Source organism: Gemmatimonadota bacterium (assembly GCA_026705765.1).
Classification (GTDB): Bacteria; Latescibacterota; UBA2968; order UBA2968; family UBA2968; genus VXRD01.
The window spans coordinates 1-24198 of record JAPPAB010000128.1; the positions used below are offsets into that span (position 1 = coordinate 1).

The 24198-nt window shown below is 51.7% G+C and carries 18 protein-coding genes; 15 read left to right on the top strand and 3 right to left on the bottom strand.

The window, feature by feature from the left end; all coding sequences use genetic code 11:
• Nucleotides 1-134 precede the first annotated feature (134 nt).
• The 3 genes from iolD (at nucleotide 135) to OXH16_16940 (ending at nucleotide 6028) form a co-directional block, all read left to right on the top strand.
• Nucleotides 135-2003 (top strand): 3D-(3,5/4)-trihydroxycyclohexane-1,2-dione acylhydrolase (decyclizing), encoded by a 1869-nt coding sequence (gene iolD, locus OXH16_16930; protein ID MCY3683083.1) that lies wholly within the window; start codon nucleotides 135-137, stop codon nucleotides 2001-2003.
• 97 nt (nucleotides 2004-2100) lie between these two features.
• The gene (locus tag OXH16_16935) at nucleotides 2101-4635 is read left to right on the top strand and encodes a CehA/McbA family metallohydrolase (GenBank protein ID MCY3683084.1); all 2535 of its coding nucleotides are present in this window, start codon (nucleotides 2101-2103) and stop codon (nucleotides 4633-4635) included.
• 13 nt (nucleotides 4636-4648) lie between these two features.
• Nucleotides 4649-6028 carry a sulfatase gene (locus OXH16_16940; GenBank protein MCY3683085.1) on the top strand — a complete coding sequence of 460 codons (1380 nt, stop codon included), beginning with the start codon at nucleotides 4649-4651 and terminating at the stop codon, nucleotides 6026-6028.
• Between the two features lie 88 nt (nucleotides 6029-6116).
• On the opposite strand, the gene OXH16_16945 is transcribed toward OXH16_16940, so the two are convergent.
• Both OXH16_16945 and OXH16_16950 read right to left on the bottom strand, forming a co-directional pair.
• On the bottom strand, nucleotides 6117-7001 hold the full coding sequence (locus OXH16_16945; protein ID MCY3683086.1) for a DMT family transporter: 885 nt from the start codon (nucleotides 6999-7001) through the stop codon (nucleotides 6117-6119).
• The gene (locus tag OXH16_16950; protein ID MCY3683087.1) at nucleotides 6985-7557 is read right to left on the bottom strand and encodes a hypothetical protein; all 573 of its coding nucleotides are present in this window, start codon (nucleotides 7555-7557) and stop codon (nucleotides 6985-6987) included. The genes OXH16_16945 and OXH16_16950 overlap by 17 nt, the downstream gene beginning before the upstream one ends.
• Before the next feature lie 57 nt (nucleotides 7558-7614).
• Between OXH16_16950 and OXH16_16955 the strand changes: the two genes are divergently transcribed.
• From OXH16_16955 to OXH16_16990, 8 genes are all read left to right on the top strand, one after another.
• Nucleotides 7615-9123, top strand: a complete 1509-nt coding sequence (locus OXH16_16955) for a tetratricopeptide repeat protein (protein MCY3683088.1) — start codon at nucleotides 7615-7617, stop codon at nucleotides 9121-9123.
• 72 nt (nucleotides 9124-9195) lie between these two features.
• Nucleotides 9196-10143, top strand: coding sequence for a lysylphosphatidylglycerol synthase transmembrane domain-containing protein (locus tag OXH16_16960; protein ID MCY3683089.1), 948 nt, complete (start codon nucleotides 9196-9198; stop codon nucleotides 10141-10143).
• Between the two features lie 316 nt (nucleotides 10144-10459).
• Nucleotides 10460-11704, top strand: a complete 1245-nt coding sequence (locus OXH16_16965; protein ID MCY3683090.1) for a TolC family protein — start codon at nucleotides 10460-10462, stop codon at nucleotides 11702-11704.
• Between the two features lie 34 nt (nucleotides 11705-11738).
• Nucleotides 11739-13193, top strand: a complete 1455-nt coding sequence (locus tag OXH16_16970; protein ID MCY3683091.1) for an NTP transferase domain-containing protein — start codon at nucleotides 11739-11741, stop codon at nucleotides 13191-13193.
• A 258-nt stretch (nucleotides 13194-13451) separates the two neighbouring features.
• Complete coding sequence (locus tag OXH16_16975) at nucleotides 13452-14048, top strand: ABC transporter substrate-binding protein (GenBank protein MCY3683092.1); 597 nt, start codon at nucleotides 13452-13454, stop codon at nucleotides 14046-14048.
• Between the two features lie 14 nt (nucleotides 14049-14062).
• Entirely contained in the window at nucleotides 14063-16495 is a 2433-nt protein-coding gene (locus tag OXH16_16980) for an MMPL family transporter (protein MCY3683093.1), read from the top strand.
• Nucleotides 16496-16500: 5 nt separating this feature from the next.
• Complete coding sequence (locus tag OXH16_16985; GenBank protein ID MCY3683094.1) at nucleotides 16501-17292, top strand: hypothetical protein; 792 nt, start codon at nucleotides 16501-16503, stop codon at nucleotides 17290-17292.
• A complete protein-coding gene (locus OXH16_16990) occupies nucleotides 17292-18794 on the top strand; it encodes a GMC family oxidoreductase (protein MCY3683095.1) in 1503 nt (500 codons plus the stop codon). The genes OXH16_16985 and OXH16_16990 overlap by 1 nt, the downstream gene beginning before the upstream one ends.
• Here OXH16_16990 and OXH16_16995 read toward each other — a convergent pair.
• Nucleotides 18787-20151 (bottom strand): glutamine synthetase family protein, encoded by a 1365-nt coding sequence (locus tag OXH16_16995; protein ID MCY3683096.1) that lies wholly within the window; start codon nucleotides 20149-20151, stop codon nucleotides 18787-18789. The genes OXH16_16990 and OXH16_16995 overlap by 8 nt on opposite strands.
• Before the next feature lie 122 nt (nucleotides 20152-20273).
• On the opposite strand from OXH16_16995, the gene OXH16_17000 reads away from it, so the two are divergent.
• From OXH16_17000 to OXH16_17015, 4 genes are all read left to right on the top strand, one after another.
• The gene (locus tag OXH16_17000) at nucleotides 20274-20882 is read left to right on the top strand and encodes a class I SAM-dependent methyltransferase (protein MCY3683097.1); all 609 of its coding nucleotides are present in this window, start codon (nucleotides 20274-20276) and stop codon (nucleotides 20880-20882) included.
• A gap of 18 nt (nucleotides 20883-20900) precedes the next feature.
• Nucleotides 20901-21605 carry an ankyrin repeat domain-containing protein gene (locus OXH16_17005; GenBank protein ID MCY3683098.1) on the top strand — a complete coding sequence of 235 codons (705 nt, stop codon included), beginning with the start codon at nucleotides 20901-20903 and terminating at the stop codon, nucleotides 21603-21605.
• An 80-nt stretch (nucleotides 21606-21685) separates the two neighbouring features.
• Nucleotides 21686-23149 carry a hypothetical protein gene (locus OXH16_17010; protein MCY3683099.1) on the top strand — a complete coding sequence of 488 codons (1464 nt, stop codon included), beginning with the start codon at nucleotides 21686-21688 and terminating at the stop codon, nucleotides 23147-23149.
• A gap of 83 nt (nucleotides 23150-23232) precedes the next feature.
• Nucleotides 23233-24195, top strand: a complete 963-nt coding sequence (locus OXH16_17015; GenBank protein ID MCY3683100.1) for a hypothetical protein — start codon at nucleotides 23233-23235, stop codon at nucleotides 24193-24195.
• Nucleotides 24196-24198 lie beyond the last annotated feature (3 nt).

Sequence of the window (24198 nt, forward strand, 5' to 3'; positions counted from 1 at the left end):
GACGAATAGACGAATAGACGAATAGACGAATAGACGAATAGACGAATAGACGAATGGCGATACGCACTGATTTTGGGAGGATGGGCGGGATTCGTTGATTCGTTGATTCGTTGATTTTATTCACGAGGGATAACATGGGAAAGACGCGACGATTGACAATGGCACAGGCGATTGTTCAGTTTTTGAAGGCGCAGTACGTTTCGCGCGATGGGGTTGAACAGCCCTTTTTTGCGGGAATGTCGGGTATTTTTGGGCACGGGAATGTGGCGGGAATCGGTCAGGCATTGCACGAGTATCGCGATGCGTTTCGGTATTACCAGACGCGCAATGAACAGGCGATGGTGCATACGGCTGCGGCTTATGCCAAGATGAAGAATCGGTTGGGTACGCTGGCGTGTACGACGTCGATTGGACCGGGGGCGACGAATATGGTGACGGGCGCGGCAACGGCGACGATTAATCGGTTGCCGGTGTTGCTGCTGCCGGGTGATATTTTTGCGCGGCGAAATGTGGCGCCTGTGTTGCAGCAGTTGGAGTCCAATGCGTCGCAGGATATTTCCGTGAATGATTGTTTTAAGCCGGTGTCGCGGTACTGGGATCGGTTGAATCGGGCAGATCAGGCGATTTTGGCATTGCCCGAGGCGATGCGGGTTTTGACTTCGCCTGTTGAGACGGGTGCTGTGACGCTGTGTTGTCCGCAGGATACGCAGACAGAGGCGTTTGATTATCCCGAAGCGTTGTTTGAAAGACGGGTGTGGGTGGTGCCGCGCAACCGGCCAGATCGCGATCTGGTGTCAAAAGCTGCGGCGTGGATTCGGGAGAGTGTGCAACCGATGGTGATTGCGGGCGGGGGAGTGTTGTACAGCGAGGCGACAGACGCGCTGGCGGCATTTGTGGAGCAGACGGGTATTCCAGTGGGAGAGACACAGGCGGGCAAGGGGTCGCTTAATTACGACCACGCCAATAATCTGGGTGCGGTGGGTGTGACGGGTACACCGGGTGCGAATATTGTTGCGCGGGAAGCGGATCTGGTGATCGCGATTGGCACGCGGTTGAGCGATTTTACGACGGCTTCAAAGACGGCGTTTCAAAATCCGAATGTGAAATTTATCGCGATTAATGTGGCGGAATTTGATGCGGCCAAACACGGGGCACTGCCGCTGGTGGGCGATGCGCAGGTGGTGTTGGAGGAGCTTGCAGAAGCGGTGCAGGGGTATCGCGTGTCGGGGGATTTGACACAGCGGGTTGTCGCATTTCGAAAGGCGTGGGAGGCAGAAGTAGATCGCATTTACGATTTGGGTCATCGGCCCGTTTTGAGCCAGGGTGAAGTGATTGGCGCGGTGAATGAAGGTTCGGCGCCGGAGGATGTCATGATTTGTGCGGCGGGCAGTATGCCGGGCGATCTTCACAAGTTGTGGCGGACGCGCAATCCCAAGGGGTACCACCTGGAGTATGGATATTCGTGCATGGGATACGAGATTGCCGGAGGGTTGGGTATTAAGATGGCCGATCCCTCCCGGGAGGTGTATGTGATGGTTGGAGATGGGTCGTATTTGATGATGGCGCAGGAGATTGCAACGGCGGTGCAGGAGGGAATTAAGCTGAATATTGTTTTGCTGGACAATCACGGTTTTGCGAGTATCGGGGGGTTGTCGGATGCTGTGGGGGCGGATGAGTTTGGGACAAGGTATAAGATGCGCGATGAGCGGACCGGGCAATTGGATGGCGAGAATGTGCCGACCGATTTGGCGACAAATGCCGAGAGTTTGGGGGCTTATGTGTTGCGGCCCGAGGGCAGAGAAGGTCTGATGAGGGCGATTGAAGAGGCGCGATCTGTGGATCGCACGACGGTGATTGCGGTGGAGGTCGATCGCGATGTGCGCGTGCCGGGTTACGAGAGCTGGTGGGATGTGCCGGTTGCCGAGGTTTCGGCGGTGGAAGAGGTGCAGAAGGCGAGGGAAGAGTTTGAGGTGATGGTGAAGAAGGAACGGTATTTCTTGTAAACGAATAGACGAATAGACGAATGGTAGTACATACTGATTTGGGGAGGATGGGCGGGATTCGTAGATTCGTAGATTCGCTGATTTGCGGAGGTGCTTTATGAATATTCCCCCATCTGAACATTTTACGCCTGTTTTGCTGGCGGAAAATTACAATGTGGATCGCGTGCAATTAGATGGATTTGGTGGTGAAGATTTGGGCGCAATGTATGGTAGGCAGTCCGTTCTGGGTATGCCATTTGATCTGGGTGCGCCAGGCGAACCGAACAGTATATTGCTCGATAGTGGTGTTGTGCGCGTTGATATGGGCGGTGTGAAGGCGAGCTATGTGGTGTTTTTGCACGGGGTCGAAAATCGCGTGAGTAATTACCAGGAGGAGTTGGCCGATTTTGCCATGGATGGCAATGAATTGGGTGATCATGTGTCGGATTACGTGCTGGAATATGCAGATGGAGAGTCCGAGGCGACGCGTATTTTGCGCCGGTTTGCGATTCAACAGTCCCGTATTGGGTGGGGGGCAAGTGCGTTTGCAGCGATGCCTGCGGCCAAACCAGGGGTTGTGATGGGTGCTACGGATGAACACGGTCTGGGGCGTCGTCCTGCATCGGCTTATGGTCGCGCCGAGACGCGGCACAGTTCGGGGCGAGATGGCGGGCGCATAAAGCTGTGGGTTTATGCGTTGCCCAATCCCAATCCGGAGAAGCCCATTCGGTATCTGACACTGGTTCCCAGGAACGAGCGGTCGCTGGTGCTGGGGATCACGCATACGCAGGTCGCCGATCATCCGCTGCGGCCGGGTGTGCGCCAAAAATTGAAGTTGGCATTGCCCGAGGGCGCGCAGTTGAATAGAAATGGCGAGCTTGAGGATATAGATATTGATCTGGGGGTGGTGATGTCGGCGCGGGCTGTGCTGGATTACGATGCGGAACGCTGGTTGAGCGCAGAGGTGGATGTACAGCCGGAGCGGTCTTCTTCTGAGGTGGTTGTCGAGTATATCGCTCACCCGCAGGGGAAGCTTTATGTGGAGGGGGATGGGGAGGTGCAGGGTTACGATCTGGCAGATGCAAGGGAGATTGTCGAGGTGCAGCCCGCACATCGTCCGGTCGCAATTCGGGTGGTGGAGAAAGGGACCGAGACGCCGGTTGCTGTGCGGTTGCACATGCACGGCGAGGCAGGGGAGTATTTGCCGCCTAAGGGGTATCACCGCAAGGTGAATCCGCACTGGTTTGAGGACAATTACGGCGAGTATGTCAATGGCTTGAATCAGTATTGTTATATCCCGGGAGAATGCGTGGCAGACTTGCCTTTGGGCAATGTGTATGTCGATATTCAGAAGGGATATGAGATTGCGCCGATTCGCGAGACGTTTACGGTTGGTCCCGATACTGATGTGGTGACTTTTGAGATTGATCGCGTGCTCAAGTGGCGGGAAAAGGGGTGGGTGACAGCCGATACGCATGTGCATTTTCTGAGTCCGCAAACAGCGCTTCTGGAAGGCGAGGGCGAGGGTGTGAATGTGGTGAATTTGCTGGCGAGCCAGTGGGGTGAAATGTTCAGCAATGTATCGGATTTTGATGGTAAGACGACTTTGGGCGCAAAGGATTTTGGTGGGGATGGCGAGTTTCTCGTGCGCGTTGGAACCGAGAATCGCATGCAGGTGCTCGGACATATTTCGCTGCTGGGCTATTCGGGGCTTATGATTCATCCGCTGTGTTCGGGGGGACCGTCGGAATCCGCGCTGGGCGACGCGCAGGAAGTCACGATGGCCGAGTGGGCGCAGCAGTGCATTGATCAGGGTGGGCTGGTGGTGATGCCGCACGGTCCAAATCCGCAGTGCGAACGCGCAGCAGATATTGTGCTGGGGTTGATCCACGCGATGGAGATGATGACGTTTAATCCGCACAATGCACAGATCAATCCCTATGGGATTGCCGATTGGTATCGCTATTTGAATTTGGGATACCACATTCCAGTTGTGGGTGGGTCGGACAAGATGGCGGCTGCGTCGCAACTCGGCGGGGTGCGGACTTATACGCATTTGGGAGATCGCGAGTTTAGCTATGAAAACTGGATGGCGGCGACAAAGGCAGGTCATACGTTTGTGACGGTGGGGCCGCTTGCAGAGATTCAGGTGGAAGGGAAGGCGCCCGGTTCACGGGTGCAGTTGCCCGCTTCTGGCGGGACGGTCAATGTGACGTGGGAGGTGGCGTCGGTGCGTTTGCCGATTGATCAGGTCGAGATCGTTGTGGGCGGGCTGACGTATGAGCAGGTGAATGTGGATAAGAGGTTGTCGGCTTCGGGGAGTGCAGAGGTACGGGTGGAGGATTCGACGTGGATTGCACTTCGGGTGCGCGGGAGCTATAAGGGGCAGCACGGGGAGATTGCCGCACACACGAGTGCCGTGCAGGTGGTTGTGGAGGGGATGCCAATTTTTTCACGGGCGGATGCTACGACGGTTTTGGAACAGATCGAAGGGGCAATTGCCTATCTGGATACGCTCGCTCCGCGACCCGAGGCAAGGCGTTTGAAACAGATGCGCGCCACGCTGGAGGCCGCGCACAATCGCTTGCACCAGCAGATGCACAAGCACGGTATTTATCACGATCATACGCCCTTGCACGATCACGGGCATTAGAAAGGTTTTTAATATGAGTGAGAAATTTTCGTTTCGCCCTGTACGCAAACCTAATGTGATCTGGGTTTTTGGGGATCAACACCGCGCGCATGCATTGAGCTATCGGGGTGATCCCAATGTGTTTACGCCGAATATCGACAATCTCGCGCGTGAAGGTATGCGTTTTGACTGCGCAGTTTCCGGTGCGCCGTGGTGCTCGCCTTTTCGCGGTGCGCTAATGACGGGTACTTATCCGCACCAGAATGGGGTGACGCAGACGCCGTCTCCACTGGATCCGGCGATTCCGACTATTGCTATGCCTTTTAATGATGCGGGATATCACACGGCTTATGTGGGCAAGTGGCATTTGGACGGGTCCAATGCGCGGGAGAACTGTGTTCCTCCCGAGCGCAGGGGAAATTTTCAGTACTGGATGGGGTATGAGAATAACAATAATCAGAACGAGTGCTATGTTTATGGTTCGGAGGGCGAAACGCCCCGGCGTTTGGACGGATATGAAACCGATAGTCTGACGACCTTGTTTTTAGACCATCTCGCGGATCATGTAAATGGTGAAGAAGAATATCAGCCGTTTTTTGCCGTGCTTTCAGTGCAGCCGCCGCACGGTCCCTTTGTGCCGCCTACCAATCCGGAGCGCGGTGCGCCCCGGATCCATCCGTCGGATATTCAGCTTCGGCGCAATGTGCCGGTTGTTCCCCGGATCCGCGAGCGGGCAGCCCTGGATCATGCGGGTTATTACGCGATGGTGGAGAATCTGGATTATAATGTGGGGCGGATTCGCATGGGGCTCAAAGATATGGGTGTTGATCGGGAGACTTATGTGGTTTTCTTTTCCGATCACGGCGATATGCTGTGGAGCCACGCGCAGACGGGCAAATCATCGCCGTGGGAAGAGTCGATCCGCATTCCGTTTATTATCGGCAAGGTGGGGGGAGGTGCGAATATGAATACGGGATCTACCGATGCGGTGATCAATCACGTGGATATTGCGCCTACGACGCTGGGTCTTTGTGGTATTCCCGTTCCCGAGGGCATGGTTGGGTACGATTATTCGGGCCACTGTATTTCCAGCAATGCCGCTGAGTTCAAGGGTAAACCGAATAGAAATGCAGAGCCCGATTCGGCGTATTTGCAGCAGATTCCCCGAAAGATGCATTCGCATACTGTGAATAAGGCGTGGCGGGCTGTGGTGATGCGAGATGGGTGGAAATACGCCTGTACGCCGGGTAATGATTGGTTGCTTTTCAATACGGCGGATGATCCGTATGAGCAGGCGAATTACGTCTATAACAGGGCGTTTCAGAAGGAAAAGGATCGGTGCCACGAGCGTCTTGCACAGTGGATTGAAGACACGGGCGATGATTTTGAGTTGCCAGATATTCGGCTCGATTAAAGCGCGGATATTGGGTTTTGAAACCAGTTTTTTCTTGCGGTGTATAATGAGACCGCATAGATTGATAGGCTGTGCGCTTGAGAGAGGCTCACTGTGATGTATTGACAATGGTGATGCCGATGCCCACGAGCGCGAGGCTGAGGAGAATGGCGGGTGAGATGGGGTCGCCGAGGAGGAGGTTGCTGACGACGACGCCGACAATTGGGGTGATGAATCCAAAAACCGAGAGGCGGCTGGCCGAATAGCGTTTTAGCAGGCTGGTGAGGAGGATAAAGCAGAATCCCGCGACGACCAGCCCCTGATAGAGAACGGCACTCAGGACGCGGATATCAAGTTGGATGGCCTGTGTTTCAAATAGTGAGCTGAGGAAAAAAAAGATGGGTACGCTGGGGGCGGATTGCCAGATCAAGACTTTTCCGGGGTGTATGTTCTGGACGAGACGCTTGAGATAAATCTGGCGGGCGCCGAGCAGAGCAGCACTTGCGAGCACGAGGATATCGCCCAGAAGATGTTGAAGTTCGCCGAGTGATAGGCTCTCGGCAAAGATGAGTATTACGCCGAGAAAAGACAATACCATGCCGATCATTTTGCGCGTGCTGATTTTGTCACCCGGTATAAAGATGTGTGCAAACGAGGCGGTGAAGAAGGGATAGGCAGAGATAAAGATGGTCGAGCGGCTGGCGAGGGTGTAATCGGTTCCCGCATTGAGCAGGTATATCTGTGCGAGAAAAAGAAAGATGAGGCCGACTATGCCTCGCCGCTCGTTGGATTTGAGTTTCAGGTCGATTTTCAAGGGGCGCGTCCAGATATAGACGACGAGGCCGCCGAGCAAGAAGCGCATGCCGGCCAGGCAAAGCGGCGGAATACCAGATAGCCCCATTTTGATGGATACGGAATTGCCGCCCCAGAGGATTGCTGTCAAGAGGTTGAGCAGGGCGGCGCGGGTGTTGAGGCGTTCATTCTGGACGTTCACGATCCTCTCCGGAACGTTGATAGGCGCGAATGAATACCAGAAGCAAGGGGAGGACGAGCCAGAGGGGCTGCACGATCGCCGCGAATGTGCCAACCACGCCGAGCAGTCCCGAGATGATGAGTCCGCGGCAGACTGTGATGCGCGTGGCAGGAGAGGACAGGATATTGATTGTGCGGCCGGGTAGTCCTCCGGGTTGCTCAAGGGCGTAATATCCGATGAGGGCGACCGCCCAGGACAACAGGGCGAGGTGCATGCTGGACGTGGAAGATAAAAGGTTCAAATCTATGCCGAGGTCGCGCAGGTGTGCGTGCAGGCATACGAGGAATGCACCGTCTCGCAGAGGCCGAAGCAAGCCCACTTCGTCGAGTTGGGCACTGCGGCGACGCTCTGCAAATGCGATGAGCTGAAAAAATGCGTAGAGTACGACAATGGCTATGGGATACTTAAAGACCACATAGGGGATCACGTAGGACAAGTGGTCGTAAGCGAGCGTTGCCGTGCTTCCCGCAATTAGAAAGGCTATGAGTGGTACGGTGTTTTGTTTTAGAGTTTTCATAGGTGAGATGTGATTATATTGTGTTGTGCTGATGTTGTCAAGGATGGAGGTTGCGTTTTGAAACGGTGGATGCTGTGTTTTGTATGGGGTATGATATTTTTTCAGGCCCCGGTTGTGGATGCGCGAGAGTTTTTGAAAGAGATTGAGACGCATTACAGCGACGGCAAAATTGACGATGCCCTCGAGGTGGCGCGCGCTTTTGTCGAGGCACATGCCGATAGTGTGGCAGCGCACGGTTTTTTGGGTATGCTTTACGCAGAGGCCGGGCAATTAGATGCGGCGGTGGCTGCTTTTCAAAAGGTGGTGGAGATTAAACCGGGCTCTGTTCGCGGATATCGCGATCTGGCGCTGGTGTTCGTTCGACAGGGCAAAATTTCTCAGGCTCTTTCTGCGCTGGATCGGGGTATTGGGCAAAGCAATGAGCCCGCTTTGCTTCTGGCAGAGCGCGCATCTTTGAATAGCGATCTGGGCAAGCTCGGAGAAGCTATTGCCGATTTTGAAGCGGCACTCAAACGCCGTCCCGATTTTATCGAGGCGTATCAATCTCTGGCGCTGACCCATATTGCAGTGGGCGATACACTCAATGCAATTGCCGTGATGGATCGCGGTCTTGATGCCAATCCGGATAATGTGATGTTGATGGTTAACCGGGGTGGGGTTTTTCACGCGCTGGGGATGACGCAGCAGGCATTTTCGGCATATCGACAGGCTGTTGAGACTGCGCCAGAAGATCCGTCGGTGTATCGCGCACTCGGTTTTATGAGTGCAGAAGTGGATTCTCTGGATATCGCACAGGCAGCGTGGGAAAAGGTGCGCGATCTCGCTCCGGATGATCTCGAGGTGCGCGATGCACTTGCCCAGTTGTACGCAGCCAGGGGTAATTTTGACGCCAGTATTGGCGAGATGCTGGGCGTTTTGGAACGCGCGCCCGATGGCAATTTGGTGCGGTTCAGGCTGGCAGAAGTCTATGTGGCTAAGGGCGATATTGCACAGGGCAAGGCCGAGCTGTTGACCTGTATTTCGCGCGCGCCTAAGTGGATTGCACCCTATAAGCGGTTGGCATTGCTGTATTTGGGCGAAGAGAAGGTCGATTCTGCAGGTGTGATTTACGAGAAGGCATTGGAGATTGATCCCAAAGATGCTGAGGTTCACAACAATCTGGGGTTTATTTATTCGGCTCGGGGAGATTTTGACAAGGCGCGAAGGGCGTATGAAACGGCAATGGCCGAAAGCAAGGATGCCAGTACGCTGCGCGACGCACAGGGCAATCTGGATATTATTAAGTCGATTCAGGCGGGCAAGATGCGGGTGCGGCATATTCTGGTGAAGACGGAAATTGAGGCTCAGGAAATTTTGAATAAGCTCAAATCCGGAGAAGATTTTGCCGCTTTGGCGAGGAGTTATTCTATTGATCCTTCAAAAGAAAATGGCGGAAGCACGGGATTTTTCTCTAAGGGCGATTTGCATCCGGATTTTGAAGCTGCAGTGATGAAGCTCAAACCCAATGAAGTCAGTGGAATTGTCAAAACCCCTCTGGGATATCATGTGATTATGCGGGTTAATTGACGGTGTTTCAGAAGACATTATTGACGAACGGCGGCGCATTTTGGTCGCCGTTTCTTTTGGGATAGATAGCGAATGAAAACTGTGCGTAAGGTGATGTTGTGGGGCATTGGGTTAACGCTGCTGGCGGTGTTGATTTACGAAGTTGGAATTATCGCCGCCTGGATACAGGTGCGGCAGATGGGATGGGGCTATGTACCTGTTTTGCTTATTGCACTGGGCTGGCATGTGAGCAATACGTGGGCATGGGCGATGTGTTTTGATGGCGACCGTCCGCATTTTTGGGCACTTTTTTGCACAAAGTTGTCGGGAGAAGCGGTTGGCAATGTCACACCGGCTTCCCATGTGGGCGGTGAGGTGGCCAAAGCGTATATGTTGCGCGACCGGGTTTCTGTGACGCAGGGCGTACCTTCTCTGGTGATCAATAAGACGGTTGAACTGGTGAGCGGCCTGGTCTTTGCGCTGATTGGCACGGGATTGGCCGTGGGCATGTTTTCGCTTTCAATAGAGGTGCAGATTGGGTTGGGAGCTGCCCTGGTGCTGGGTACGGTTGGGATTGTGGCGGCTTATGTGTCTCAGCGCAAACGGGCATCTGTATGGTTGCTGGATGTTTTGAAGAAGTTGCGTCTCTCTTTTTTGGAGTCGAGGCGTGAAAAATTTGAAGAAGTTGATCGGACGATTGCGACATTTTACCAGCAGAACCGCCTGGGGTTCTGGCTGTGTATGGCTCTGCACATGCTGAGTTGGGTTTTGGGAATTTTTGAAGTGTATGCGATTCTCAACTTGTTGGGACAGCCACAATCTTTTTTGACCGCTTTTTTGCTCACGTCTTTGTCGTTGATTATAAATACAGCGTTTTTCTTTATTCCATCGGGGATCGGTGTTTTTGAGAGTGGGCATGTGTTTCTTTTTCAATTGTTGGGGTTGACACCAGAATTGGGATTGGGCGTTGCATTGATCCGGCGCATCCGGAAAATTTTCTGGGTATCTTTTGGATTTGTTTTGATAGCGGTGCGGCGGTGAATTTGTGGAGGGGAACTTCTCGCGGATGAAAACGTTAGTATAGCTTACCCGGACTTTTGTCCGGTTTTTTTGTATATTTTACGATGGCACGGATTTCGCTTATATATAGAGATATTTTGTGCCTGTTTGCATGGTCTCTTTTTAAATATTTGTTTAATATAGATATAGATTTTTATGTATTTGAAATTTTGCGCCGGGGTCCAGGGGTAATATGTTGTTAAATTGCAACAGGTGTGTTGTTTTTTCACACATGTTAAAGCTGTGTGGGTTCTTTTTTGGGATTTTTATCTCATCCCCGTACGCCGAAACGTATGATTTGTCCGCGAGTATTGCACGGGCGATGCGCGTACATCCCGGCGTGCGTGCCGCAACGGTTGATGTCGATATTGCGCGGGCGCAATTAGATCAGGCCAATGCCATCCGCTTTTTGCCGCAGTTTGAGCTGCGATCCTTTATTGGACCTTCGCCCGAGGCGCGCGGCGACGCGCTCGTCGGCGAGACCATGCTGAGTCATTTGAATATTTTTACGCGTACGGAAGCCACAGTTGTGCAACCTCTGTTCACGTTCGGTCATTTATCAGGTGCCAAAGCAGCGGCTATGGCAGGGGTGACGGCTCAGCAGGCGGGGTTGCGAAAAGCGCGAGGCGACCTGGAGCTTCAGGTTGCCGAGGTGTATTTTGGGTTGCAACTGACGCAGGATTTGTGGGCACTGGCACTGGAGGCGCAAAGTGATTTTCAAACGGCGCGCGATTTTGTGTCGGAGAAACTGGAGGCAGAGGAAGGCGATTTTACGTATGCCGATCTGAACCGCATTGACCGGTTTGCCTTTGATGTGCGCGAAAAAGTACACGAAGCAGCGAAAACAAAAGCGCTTGCCGAGTCTGCCCTGCGCATGCTTCTGGGATTGAGTGAAGGAGATTCGCTGGCTCTTGCTGGTCCACTAACGCCTGTTGATGTGCAGATTGAGTCGCTTGAGTTTTATCTCAAACGCGCAGGTGACCGCGAGGATATGCAGCAGTTGCAGGCTGTCGTACAGATACGTGAATCCCTGGTGCAGGTGGCAAAAGGCGAGCAGTATCCCCAGATATTTATTGCGGGTCAATTTAAGTATGGGTATGCACCGAATCGCGACGATCAGACAAGTCCTTTTGCCAGAGATGATTTCAATATTTTGCAGGCAGGGGCGGTGATAGGTGTTCGACAGTCGCTGTCGTTTGGGCTTACGTCTGCGAAGGCGCGAAAAGCGAGTTTGGAATATCAGAAGTTGTTGTATCAAAAGCAACTGGCAGAGAAGGGCGTGGCAATTGAAATTGAGAAGATTTACCGCGAGTTGATCGAGGCAAAAAAAAATATGGCGGCTGCCAGCCAGGCGAGGCGGGCGACCCGCCGGTGGTTTATATCGGTTCGCGATGGATTTAATGCCGGTCTTGAAGAGGCATCGGATATGATTGATGCCGCAAAAGAGTACGGCATTATTCGCGCCAAATATTACGAAGCAGTGTTCAATTTTAACCGATCCTGGACGAGATTACAACGGGCTGTTGGACGCAGTCTTTTGTAAATTCCTCGGGATATTGCGAAAGGTTGTAGAAGTTATGGTGAATAAAGCTGTAATTATTGCCGCCGGTATGGGCAGTCGGTTGAGAGGTTATGGGGCGGATTTGCCCAAGCCTCTCGTGCCCCTGGCCGGCGTGCCATTGCTCAAGCGCACGATTTTGTCGGCTATGCGCGCGGGCATTTCAGAGTTTGTGGTTGTGGTTGGGTATCGGTGCCAGGAGATTATGCACGCACTTGCCGATGATCCGCAGCTTTCGGATGTGGCGATTGATTGGGTTCAAAATAAGGAATGGGCGCGCGGCAATGGGGTGTCGGTATTAAGTGCCAGGGAATATGTCGATGAGCCATTTATTCTTTTAATGTCCGATCATCTGTTTGATCCCGAGATACTGGTCAAATTGCGTCGTATGCCGGTTGGTCGGGATGAAGCTGTGCTGTGTGTCGATACAGGTCTCGATGGCATTTTTGATATGGAAGATGCTACAAAGGTGATGACGCAGAATCATCGCGTGGTCAAAATTGGAAAAGAGCTGGCCGATTTCAATGCGGTGGATACGGGGATTTTTCTGTGCAGTCCGTTTTTGTTTGGCGCGCTCGAGCAGTCTATTGCAGAGGGCGAGGGGTCATTGTCGGGGGGGATTCGCGTTCTGGCGGAGAAAGGCAGTATGCGGACTGCGGATATCGATGGCGCGTTTTGGCTCGATGTGGATACGCCCGAGGCACATGTCCACGCCGAGCAAGAGATGTTTCGCAGGCTCGGCAAGCCGACCGATGGTTTTGTTTCGCGCTATTTCAATCGCAAAATTTCTACGCGCATTTCTCGTGTGCTCGTGCATACACCTGTTACGCCAAATCAGTTGTCGATTGCGACGATGTTGTTGAGTTTTTTGTCGGCATGGCTGGTTTTTAAGGGGAGTACGAGTTATTTGCATCTGGCTCTGGGCGGGCTGTTGTTTCAGTTTGCGTCTATTATAGATGGGTGCGATGGCGAGATTGCCAAATTAAAATTTATGGGTTCTCGCCTGGGCGAGTGGGTCGATACGCTGGCGGATAATATGTCTTATCTCGTGTTTTTTATGGCGGTGCTCGCCGGGATGTATGAATATACGGGTGAGGCATTTTATCCCCTGCTGGGCGGTGTGATGGTTTTTCTCGATGCGTTGGGGGTATTGCTGATTTTTCTGTATATGAAACTGGTGGGGTCCGGCAGTATTGTGAGTTTTAATATGGCGTTTTCGAGCGATGTTCCCGAGAGTGAACGCGGGTGGTTTCACCGTTTTTGTATGTCGCTCAAATTTGTGAGTCGCCGCGATTTTTTTGCCGCGTTCTTTTGCACGCTGGCTGTCGCGAATAGTATTGCGGGTATGTACTGGTTTCTCGTGATTGGTTCTGCGCTGTTGACGGCGGGTATTTTTGGCTTTGGCGGACAGATGCTGCGCGCGCGCGGTGCTTTGAATGTGGATGAGGCGAAGCTGGGAGAGAAAGCGGATTGATGCAAATTCTGTCTGAGTTGAGATAAACTTCTGTTGGGGGGGTGTATAACTTCAACAGAAGTTTGTTTGTACGCGATATTTTTTGCAAGATCATTAGAGAATTTAGTTGCAAAATAGGGCGTTCTTTATTTTTGTTAATACTCATGTTCTCTTTTTTTGAGACAGGCTGTCGTTGTCTTGACTTTGGGGGAAAAAAATATTAAAATGGATGAAAATTCTGTCTGTAAACAAGTTATTGATATTAATAGGCGATATGTTATGATTTTATTGCTCAGATCTGCATTCCTGATGCTCGTTTTGATGGGTGTGGCGGGTGCGTCTGATCAGGGCGATGCGCTGCTCGAGATGGTGAAGAGCCGCGATGGGGCGATTCAGGATATTGTGCGTTCAGAAACCGGGGGCGATACGCCCGAAGAGCGCGCCGCGCTTAAAGCTATCGTGGGTGAGTTGTTCGATTTTGAAACATTTAGTCGGGAGTCTCTCGGCCGGGATTGGGCAGCGCGAACAGAGGAAGAGCGAGCTGATTTTGTGGCTGTGAACAGGCAGTTGATCGAGAAGAATTACGCCGATCCCGCGTTATATACGAAAGCGGAAAAGATCGATTATACGGGTGTCGAGGTTGACAGCACACTGGCTGTTGTCAAGACGGTGGTGTATTACAGGCGGGAGTCGAGTACGATTGACTATAAATTGCATCTCGTTGATGACAAGTGGTTGATTTACGATATGGTCATCGATGAGTTGAGTGTTGCACGCAGCAATCGGTCGCAGTTTCGCCGGGAGATTCGCAGGTCTTCTTTTGCAGGCTTGATGGATAAGTTAAAAGAAAAACTAAGTGAAGATACGTCGGATTAGAAAGGTGGCACCCATTGGTTGAAGCGGGGCTTCGTTTTTTGGCGGGGTGGACTTATCGACACTACAGAGGTATTCTTGTGGTGTCGATTTTGTTGACGGCTTTTTGCAGTATTTTTGTGTACAGGCTTGGACGGAAGCTCGAGACGGATCTCGTTGCCCTGATTCCGGAAAATTATCAGAGTGTGAAGACGCTCAATGAGATCAAACAGCGCGTGGGCGGCGTGGGCAGTCTGGTGGTTTTGGTGCAGAGTCCCGATTTTGAGGCAAATAGGCGTTTTGCCGAGGATCTGGCACGTGAATTACAGGACGAGAAATACGAGACCTATATCAATTTTGTCGATTACAAGCGAGATGCGGAATTTTATCGCAAGAACGCGCTGTTGTTTATGGAAACGGACGATTTGGATGAGGTTCTCACGCGTATAGATGATTATATCATTCAGGAAAAGTTGAAGCTGTCACCGTTGTATATTTCTCTCGATGAAGAAGAAGCCGTGCTCGATTTTTCGGATATTGAGTCTAAGTATCGCACGGCGGATAACGGGGACGAGACGTATTATACCAATCCCGACCGCACCATCCTGGCATTGGAGGCGATGGCAGCAGGTACGGTGAGCAATATCGGTTTTGCCAAGGATATGCAGCGGGTGATCCAGCAGGCGGTTAAGAAGGTGAATCCGCGCGCGTATCACCCACAGATGTTGATTGAATACGGGGGGCCGTTTAAGAACAAAATTGATGAATACGATACCATTTTAAGCGATGTCCGCTCGACGTTGATATTTGGTATCATGGGTATTGTCGCGCTTTTGACATTTTATTTCCGCCAGCCGTTGGCGGCTTTTTTTGTGGCTATTCCGCTGGCGATGGGCTTGATCTGGGCGTTTGCGATTACTTATTGGGTTATCGGCAATTTGAATACTATGACAGTTTTCTTGTTTGTAATCTTGTTTGGGCTGGGGATCGATTTTGGCATTCATATGTTTGCGCGATATCTCGAAGTTCGGATGGACAAGACGGATGTGCGGATGTCTATAGAGACGATGCTGAGTCAGACTGGACAGGCTATTTTGACGGCGGCGATTACCACGTCCATTGCGTTCTTTTCTCTGACTCTGACAGATTTTAGAGGCTTTTCCGAGTTTGGTTTTATTGTGGGTACGGGCATTTTGATGTCGTTGGTCTCTATGACGACTGTATTGCCCGCTGTGCTGGTGCTGGCAGATCAAAGGTTCATGTGGATTCGCATGCGGCATGTGTGGGGACACAATTGGGGCGGCAGCCGGGGGCATTTTCCATATCCATTGTTGGTGATTGCCAGCGCGCTGATTCTCACGATATATCTGGGTATTCATTTGCGCGATATCGATTTTGAATACGATTTTACCAATTTGCGCTCTAATTTGCCCGCATCGGTCAAGGTGAAACAAAAGATGGCGACGATTCCGAAATACGGCAGTGAATCGCAGTCTTATGGTATTGTGCTGGCGGATAGCAAAGCGGAACTCGATGAAATTGTAGATGCATTGGAAAAGAAGATAGCCGAAGATGATCCAACGCCAACAATTGACAAAGTCAAAACGCTCTGGACAGAGTTGCGCGGTCAGGACGAGAAGCTGGAGATAATAGGAGAAATTCGCGCGCTGGCCAATGGGGAGGGCGCGAAGTTGATCAGGGGCACACAAAAGGCAAAGCTCGATTCCCTGCGCGATTTGTTGGATGTCGAAAGACTTTCGGTTGAGGATTTGCCCGAGAATTTATTGAGAAAATTTGAGACTATTGATGGCAGTCAGGCGTATTTTGCGCAAATTTTGCCGAGTGTGCAGTTGCGCGATGGGAAAAACGCCATTGCATTTGCCGAAGATTCACACGAGATTCAAACCGCATCGGGCAAGGTGTTTTATTCGTCGAGTTCCAATATCATTTTTGCCGATATGTTGCAGTTGATGCTGCGCGATAGTCCGCGTGCGATTTCGCTGACAGTAGCGGTTGTGTTTCTCATTGTGCTGGCTGATTTTCGCAGTTTGCGCTCTGCTTTGCTGGTGATTTTTCCCCTTGCCTGTGGCACTATTTGGATGTGTGGTTCGCTGTATTTGCAGGATTTGAAGCTCAATTTCTACAATATGGTCGCATTGCCCACTATCATTGGTATGGGGATTGACAATGGGGTGCATCTCTATCACCGATATAGGCAGGAGGGGCCCGGGTCTATGCCGGTGGTGATCAGGAGCACGGGTGGGGCGATGTTCATTTCTATGTTGACGACGATGATCGGTTTTTTTGGATTGATGATGGCGACGCATCCCGGCCTCAATTCAATTGGGCGATTGGCGTTGATTGGTTTGTTGACCTGTTTTGTGGCTGCCGTGCTGGTGCTACCCGCTATTTTGGAGGTGCTTGAAGGGGGGCGGATGCGGCGAGAGAAGGCATTAGGCGAATCGGAATAATAGCTATGAATTTCTATATTGGCCTGGGTGTGAGTATCGTATCTGGACTTTATACGTCTTTGTGGGGGGCGTTTAAGGATTCGCCTTACGAGGATTTTAAGTCCAGAACTTTTCCCCGGAGTATTTATTTTCATATTGTGATTTTTGCGGTGTTGTATTTTGTCCCGATTTTTAAGGCGAGTTTTTCTGCGCTGGGATGGGTTCAGATTTTTTTTCTGATTATGGGGCTGGAACGGTTTTTGGCCGAGCTTTATAAGGGGTTTTTTCGCACGGAAGATCAGGGTAAGTATTTTGTGCCTTCGCGCATTACGTTTTTTGGGCGGTATGTGGCGAGCGATTTGTTGCGCTATGCTGTGGGAACTGTGCTGGTGCTGGGCGTTTTTGCCGTGTTGTTGATTCCCGCGCCTGTGACGAGTTTCTGGGTCTTTCTCTTGACGGCTTATGTAACAGGTCTGCTGGTGTCGCTTGGCGGGGCGTATAAAGACGCGCCGTTTGAGGGGTTTAAAATTTTGAAGTTTCAGCGGTCGGGTCTGGTGCTGGCGATTTGTTCGCCGCTGTTCTATTTTCTCAATGATTCCATGCATCCCATATCGTTGGGATTTCTGGTTTATATGAATGGTGGGTTGGAGCGTTTTGTCGTGGAGTATTACAAGACTTATATTCAGCGTACGATGTCGGGCAAATTTCGCCCCGATTTGCCGCGGATTCAGCGGTGTATTGATGCCCGAGAAAAATTCCACTACGGGGCACTGATTATTATTGTTGGGTTAATTGTTTTATATTTGTTTGAGGTTTAATGAATTTTAACGACTACGACGCCGTTATTATCGGTACGGGATTTGGGGGTAGTGCCTGCGCTTATGTGTTGGCTGCGGCGGGTATGAAGGTTTTACTGTTGGAACGAGGCGATTGGGCAAGGCGCGATGCAAAGGATTGGGATCCCCGTTCTGTGCTGGTTGAGAAACGCTATCAAGGGCCATCACCGCTTCGGGTGAGGCAATATGAAGACCGCAATTTTTCAGATGTGGTCGAGAATGAGGTGGTTGGTGGGATGTCCGTGTTTTACGGTGGGGCATCGCTGAGGCTGCGCGAAGAAGATCTGGTCGCGTGGCCGATTTTGTATGGGGATCTGTCTCCGCATTACGATTGTGTCGAGCGTTTGTTGGAAGTGCATGGAGAAGAGGGTGTCGATCCGTGCGAACCGCCGCGAACGGGCGACTATTTGTATCCGCCTGTTGAACTGTCCCGTCCTGCACAACGCATTTGGGATGCTGGATGCGCGCTGGGGTATCGGCCTTTTCGCATGCCACTGGCGATCAATTTTTCAGATCAAGCGCGGACGGTGTGTATTCGATGTTTGACCTGCGATGGGTTTCCGTGTCAAATTGAGGCTAAAAATGATCTGACGATGACGTTGCTCAAGTTGGCACAAGATGCAGGGGCTGAGATTTTGACGGGGGTGCAGGTTGCGCGTGTTATTTACAGACGGGGGCGCGTACGCGCTGTGGCGTGTGTGGATCGGCGTACAAAAAAGGCGTTTGAAGTGCCCGCGCCTGTTGCTGTTGTCGCTGCGGGGGCGCTGCAAAGTCCGGCTATTTTGTTGCGGTCAGAGTTGCATTCGTTTCCGCAGGGCGATTTGATTGGGCGATTTTTGATGCGTCATTGCAATGCTGTTGTGGCGGGGGTGTTTCCGTTTCGCACGAATCCGGAACGGGTGTTTCACAAGCAGGTGTGTTTTTCGGATTTTTACGGGGATTTTCGAGGGCAGGACGGTCGCGCCGTTGGAGTGATTCAGGATATTTATACGCCGTCGCCTGTAGCGCTGAAACACCACGCGCCTTTTGGACTTAAAAATCTGACGGCAATAGCTGCTGGTTTTTTGCAGAATCTGTTGTGTGTTGCAGAGGATGAGCCGCAGTTTGAGAATCGCGTGGTGCTGGCAGATGAGCAGGATGTTTATGGCATCAGCCGCGCACAGGTCATACATCAGTACACAGCGCGTGACTGCGATCGCCGCGATTATCTGGTGGAGAAGGCCAAAGGGATTTTGCGCGCGTCAGGCGCGTTTTTTTTTCATACTTATCGTATCGACACTTTTTCTCATGGCGTGGGGTCGGTGCGTATGGGCGATGATGAAGAGACGAGTGTATTGGATGCGAACTGCCAGTTCAGGGGGATTGACAATTTGTTTGTGACGGATGGGAGTGTGTTTCCCACATCTGGCGGCGTCAATCCGAGTTTGACGATTGCGGCAAATGCCCTGCGGGTGGGGAACTATATTGTGGAGGCGTTCAGATGATCTCAAAGTATCGCTTGAGTTCCCAATCTGTTATGGCGCGGCGATATTCCGCAATTTCGTGTTCGCGGGTGATTGTGAAGTGATCTACGAATGTGTCGCCGAGGCAGGCGCGGCTGATTTCGCTGTTTTTTAAACGGTCTGTTGCTTCTTCAAGTGATTTTGGCAAAGGTGCAAATCGTTCTTCGGGAGCTTCGTAGGCATTTCCGTTATAAGGCTCGCCGGGGTCGAGTTGATGCTCTATGCCGTATAGCCCGGCGGCAAGGCTGGCGGCCATTGAGATGTGGGGATTGGCGTCGGCACCTGCGAGTCGATATTCGGTGCGCGTGGATTCAGGGGATGTACCGGGAATTGCGCGGAGAGATGTGGTTCGATTTTCAATTCCCCAGGAGGCGTTGGTCGGCGCCCAGGCTCCGGGGACTGTCCGCTTGTAAGAGTTGATAGTCGGGCATATGAGTGCCATCGTGTGGGGCATTGCCGCGATTTGTCCTGCGATATAGTGTTTCATTATTTGAGACATGCCCTGTGGATCTGATTCATCGGCAAATAGATTGGTGTCTCTCTCTAAATTCCACAAGCTCTGGTGCAGGTGTCCGCTGCAACCGGGGTAGTCTGGACTCCATCTCGCCATAAAAGTTGCGACGAGTCCGTGTCTGGATAGGATCTCTTTTACGCCTGTTTTGAATAGGGCGGCTTTGTCTGCGGCGTTACATGTTGTGTCGTACCGTATCGCGGTTTCATATACGCCGGGTCCGGTTTCGGTGTGTATGCCTTCCAGTTCAACGTCATACGCTCCCATTCCATCGATGATTGCGTGAACAAATTCTGAAGCCGCAGATGCTCGCAATACACTGTAGCCAAACCAGCCGGGCGAGAGTGGGGTCATGTTCTCAAATCCTTTGTCTTCCAGGGAATGGGGCGTTTCCCGGAAGATGAAGTATTCGTATTCTGCTGACATGTATGGCTGGAATCCCATGTCATTCGCTTTGCGTACGACAGTTTGGAGCAGTTGGCGCGGGGATACCGCAAGTGGCTGATTTTCGTTTTCGTAAAAGTCGAGTAAAAATAACGCGGTATTTTGTTCCCAGGGTATTACGCGATAGGTACTGAGGTCAATTTTGGCGAGGAGATCCGGGTATCCGGTATGCCAGCCCGTGACGGTCGGTTGTTCGTAGAGTTGATCGATCATATCCCAGCCAAATGTCACGTCACAGAAGCCCAGGCCCTTTTCGATGGCAGAAAAGAATTTGTCGATCGATATGTATTTGCCGCGCATAACGCCGTCGATGTCGAAGCCAGCGAGTTTAATTTTTTGAATTTTGTCGCTTTCAAGACGCGCTTTGATTTGATCTGTTGTCATAAAGTTTTTTGCCCTATCTACAAAAAATGTCTTTGGTTTTGTGGACGTTGCAAGGCATAATAAGGAGGCTGTGGCTGAAAATCAAGCTGTTCCCATCTGCCAATCTATTTTGGGAGGCTTTCATGGAGTTCACCGATAGTCTGATTGCCTCGTATGAAAGACATGCGCTGGAGAGGGAGCATAGTTCCACCGATGCGTTTAAGGAGCGAGAGAGAAGCGCGTTTTTGCAGTGTTTGAGAAATGAACGACGACGGTCTATTCTCGAACTGGGATGTGGTCCCGGTCACGATGCGAAATTCTTTCAGGAGCAAGGGTTCGAGGTTGTTGCGGTTGACAATGCGCCTGCGATGGTAAAGCTGGCGAGAGAGAAGGGCGTTTCTGCTCGCGTTTTGGATTGCTATAATCTCGATCAGTTGAGCGAGTCTTTTGATGCGGTGTATTCTATGAATTGTCTGCTGCATATCCCACAGGCAGATATAGATGAAATTTTCGATTTGATCGCGACTCGGCTCGTGGAGGATGGGTTGATGTATGTTGGCGTGTGGGGTGGAGAAGATTTTGAGGGTGTTTTGGAGCGAGATACTTATGAGCCGAAGCGGTTTTTCTCTTTGAGAAGGACTGAGACACTTCTCAAAGTCCTGCAGAAGTCATTCAGATTGGAGTACTATCGCAGATTAGAACCACGAGACGGTGTTTGTTTTCATTCTGTTATTGCTCGAAAACGTTTTTAACAAAATAATGGAAGGTGAATGATGAGTGATACACTAACAATTCACGATGCATGCAGGCGTGGGGATATCGACGCTGTGCGGGAAATGATCGCAGCCGATCCCGCTGTTGTTGACGCGGATGATGAATACGAATGGCGGCCAATTTTCCACGCGGGACTTTGGCGACACGAGGATATCGTGCGACTGCTGATTGAGGCGGGAGCCGATCTGGCGGCTCATGATGGCTATGTGTTGCACTACGCTGGCGAGGTTCCGAATAATAAAAATATTGTTTCGTTGCTTATTCAATACGGTGCTCTGGATCCCCATGTTCGTCCGGCTGATGATTTGTCGCGGCAATTCCTGGGGGCTGTTTTTCTCGCGGATATAGCGCGGGTGCAGGCGTTGCTCAACAGGCATCCCCATCTGGCGACGGCGGTAGATGGTCGCGGCGATCAGCCTGTGCATCACGCGGCGCGCAATGGCGATACGGAAATTGTGCGTTTGTTGATCGCGCATGGCGCAGATGTCAATGTCGCAAATGATCGCGGGCATACGGTGTTGTACTGCGCTGGCGGGCACGGGCATCTCGATACGGTAGAGTTGCTTTTGGAAAGTGGAGCCGATCCCGATGCGGAGTTTACAGAGGATAATAAGACGTTGATGGAATGGCTCGCGCAGTTTTCCGAAGATACGCGCTTCAAACGCATTGCCGAAGCGTTGCGGCAACATGCGGCGTCATAACCCAATGGAAATTTTCGGTAAAGGATTTGCAATGAGAGCGTATATTATGAAGAGCTCAAATTTGAACAGGGGAACACGCGATGTCTGAAGGAATTTCTTTATCTGATCTGTCGCCTTATGCAAGATATCTCGCAACTGAGTCGCTCGAGTGGTCAGAGGGGTTTTGGGATCCCGATAGCGCGTTGTTGTGGTCTCATCGCCAAGATGATGCGGTGCTGATGGTTCGGAATTCGGTCTGGTTCGCGGTGGGGCTTCTGCTTCGCAATCGGGGTGATGATGTTGAGCAAGCGTGCCGTACGATTGATGCGATTATCGACAATCAGTTCGATGAGCCGGGGACGCCATACCACGGTACTTTTTATCGCTATGTGGGCGAGCCGCATCCGTCAGAGGGTGATGCCGTGATGTGGCGGACCTACGATCCGAATTGGCGACAGTTTATCGGGCTTGGGTTTGCGACTGCGCTCGAGGAGTACGAGGATCGGTTGCCCCAGAGGTTGGTTGATCGCATGATCCGGTCTTTGGAGATGGCTGTTGTGGGCGAGCCACCGGATCGCTGTCCGCCGACGTATTCGAATATCGCTTTGATGAAGGCTGCGATGTGCGTGTGGGTTGGGAAGCGTATCGGTAACGATGAGATGGTTTTATACGGGGAGGAGTTTGGGGGTGAGGTCTATCGTTTGTTCGCGCAGAATAATGCTTTTGCGGAGTACAATTCACCGACTTATTACGGCGTGAATCTCTACGCGCTCGGTTTCTGGCGACGCTATCTGGAGAGTAGTTCCCTCCACGAATTGGGTGCGTATATGGAGGCAGAACTCTGGCGGGATATTGCGCGCTATTATCACGCGGGATTGGGCAATCTCTGCGGGCCTTTTTCGCGTAGCTATGGGATGGATATGAGGCATTATACTGCGCTTACGAGTCTGCATATCTGGCTCGCGTTTGGCCGCGAGGTGACGCCGTTCCCGGGTGGAGAGGAGATTAACGCGGAGTTCAATTATGGACCTTGTTTTGCGATTCTGGGAGTTGATGCGCCGTCAGAGATCGCTGCTGCTTTCTCGGTATTTGAGGGTCCGCGAGGTATTGAGAAACAGATCACGGATGAGCGCGTTGCAACCGCGTGGCTGGATGAGCATTACATGATCGGCGCAGAGGATTCGGGTGGCTATTCTGGCCGCAATTTCCAATACCATCCGGCGACGATTCACTGGCGCATGTCAGATGGAGAGACCGGTTGGCTCGCGTTGCGGCATATTGGACAGGTTGCGGCGAAGGCGGAGGCTGGGCGTTTGTCGATTGAGGCTGAGATTAGAGGTGAGCAGCAGACAGAGGCCGGACATCCGCGGGAGTTTGTGTTTGAGATTTTTTCACCAAATGTTGCTGTGTTCGAAGAGGATGTGTGGCGTCTGGATGGTCTCGAGATTGGGATTGAGGCGGATATCGCACAGCGAGCCGTTGAGATTACAGGTACTACGGCGATCGTCACATTTACCGCTGCACCCGATCAGTCGCGTGTTAAATTTGATCTTTCGATTGCGTGATATGCGTATCATCGCAATCATTCGTTGAATATCTGCCATGACTCGGGTAATGGATTTAACACAACCTTATAGGGAGGGGATTTATGAGTTTGGAAGTTTTAATGGTCATCGGCTTTTTGCTCGGTGCGTATTCTATTGTCGGCAACGACGCAATTCAGACGCTGGGGACGTTTCTCAGCTCCAACTCTCACCGTCCCTGGTGGGTGCTGTGGCTCTTTGGCGGCGGCATTCTGACTGTGGTCCTCGTGTATGGGTGGGTGGTCTATGATGGCGATGTCTCGTATGGGAGGCTTACGGCGATTACAGTGCCAGACCATTTTAACTGGGTTTACTGTATCCCGCCTTTTGTACTGCTTTTGCTGACCCGCGGAGGTATTCCGGTTAGTACTACTTTCCTGACGCTGACTGTGTTTGCACCAAAGGCATTGCCGAGCATGCTGATCAAGTCGTTGGCTGGATATGCGACGGCATTCGTGGCTGCTATCTTTATTTACAGGCTGGTTACGCGGGGGTTAGAGTCCCGTTTCAGGCAAACGGAGGGACCGAAAAGTCCCTGGTGGGTGGTGGCTCAGTGGTGTTCAACCGGTTTTCTCTGGAGCCAGTGGCTGATTCAGGATCTGGCCAATATCTATGTTTTCCTGCCGCGCGACCCGGTTACTCGTATCCCAGACATACCCGTGGAATGGTTCATTGTATCCATTGTCGCCATGCTGGCTATGCAAGCCGTTATCTTTTATACGCATGGCGGTGCGATCCAGAAGGTGGTGTTGACGAAGACAAATACTACGGATATCCGTTCGGCGACGTTTGTAGATTTAATTTACGGCATTGTGCTGTTCCTGTTTAAGGAAGTTAGCAAGCTCCCGATGAGTACGACCTGGGTTTTTGTTGGTCTGCTGGCAGGACGCGAGATCGCCGTTGCAGGGAACGAGAAGCACCGTAGCCGCCGGGAGGTGTCGCGTCTGGTGCTTTCCGATTTCGCAAAGATCACTTTCGGTCTGATCGTTAGTGTTGCTATCGCTTATCTATTGCCCGTGTTGTTATAGGAG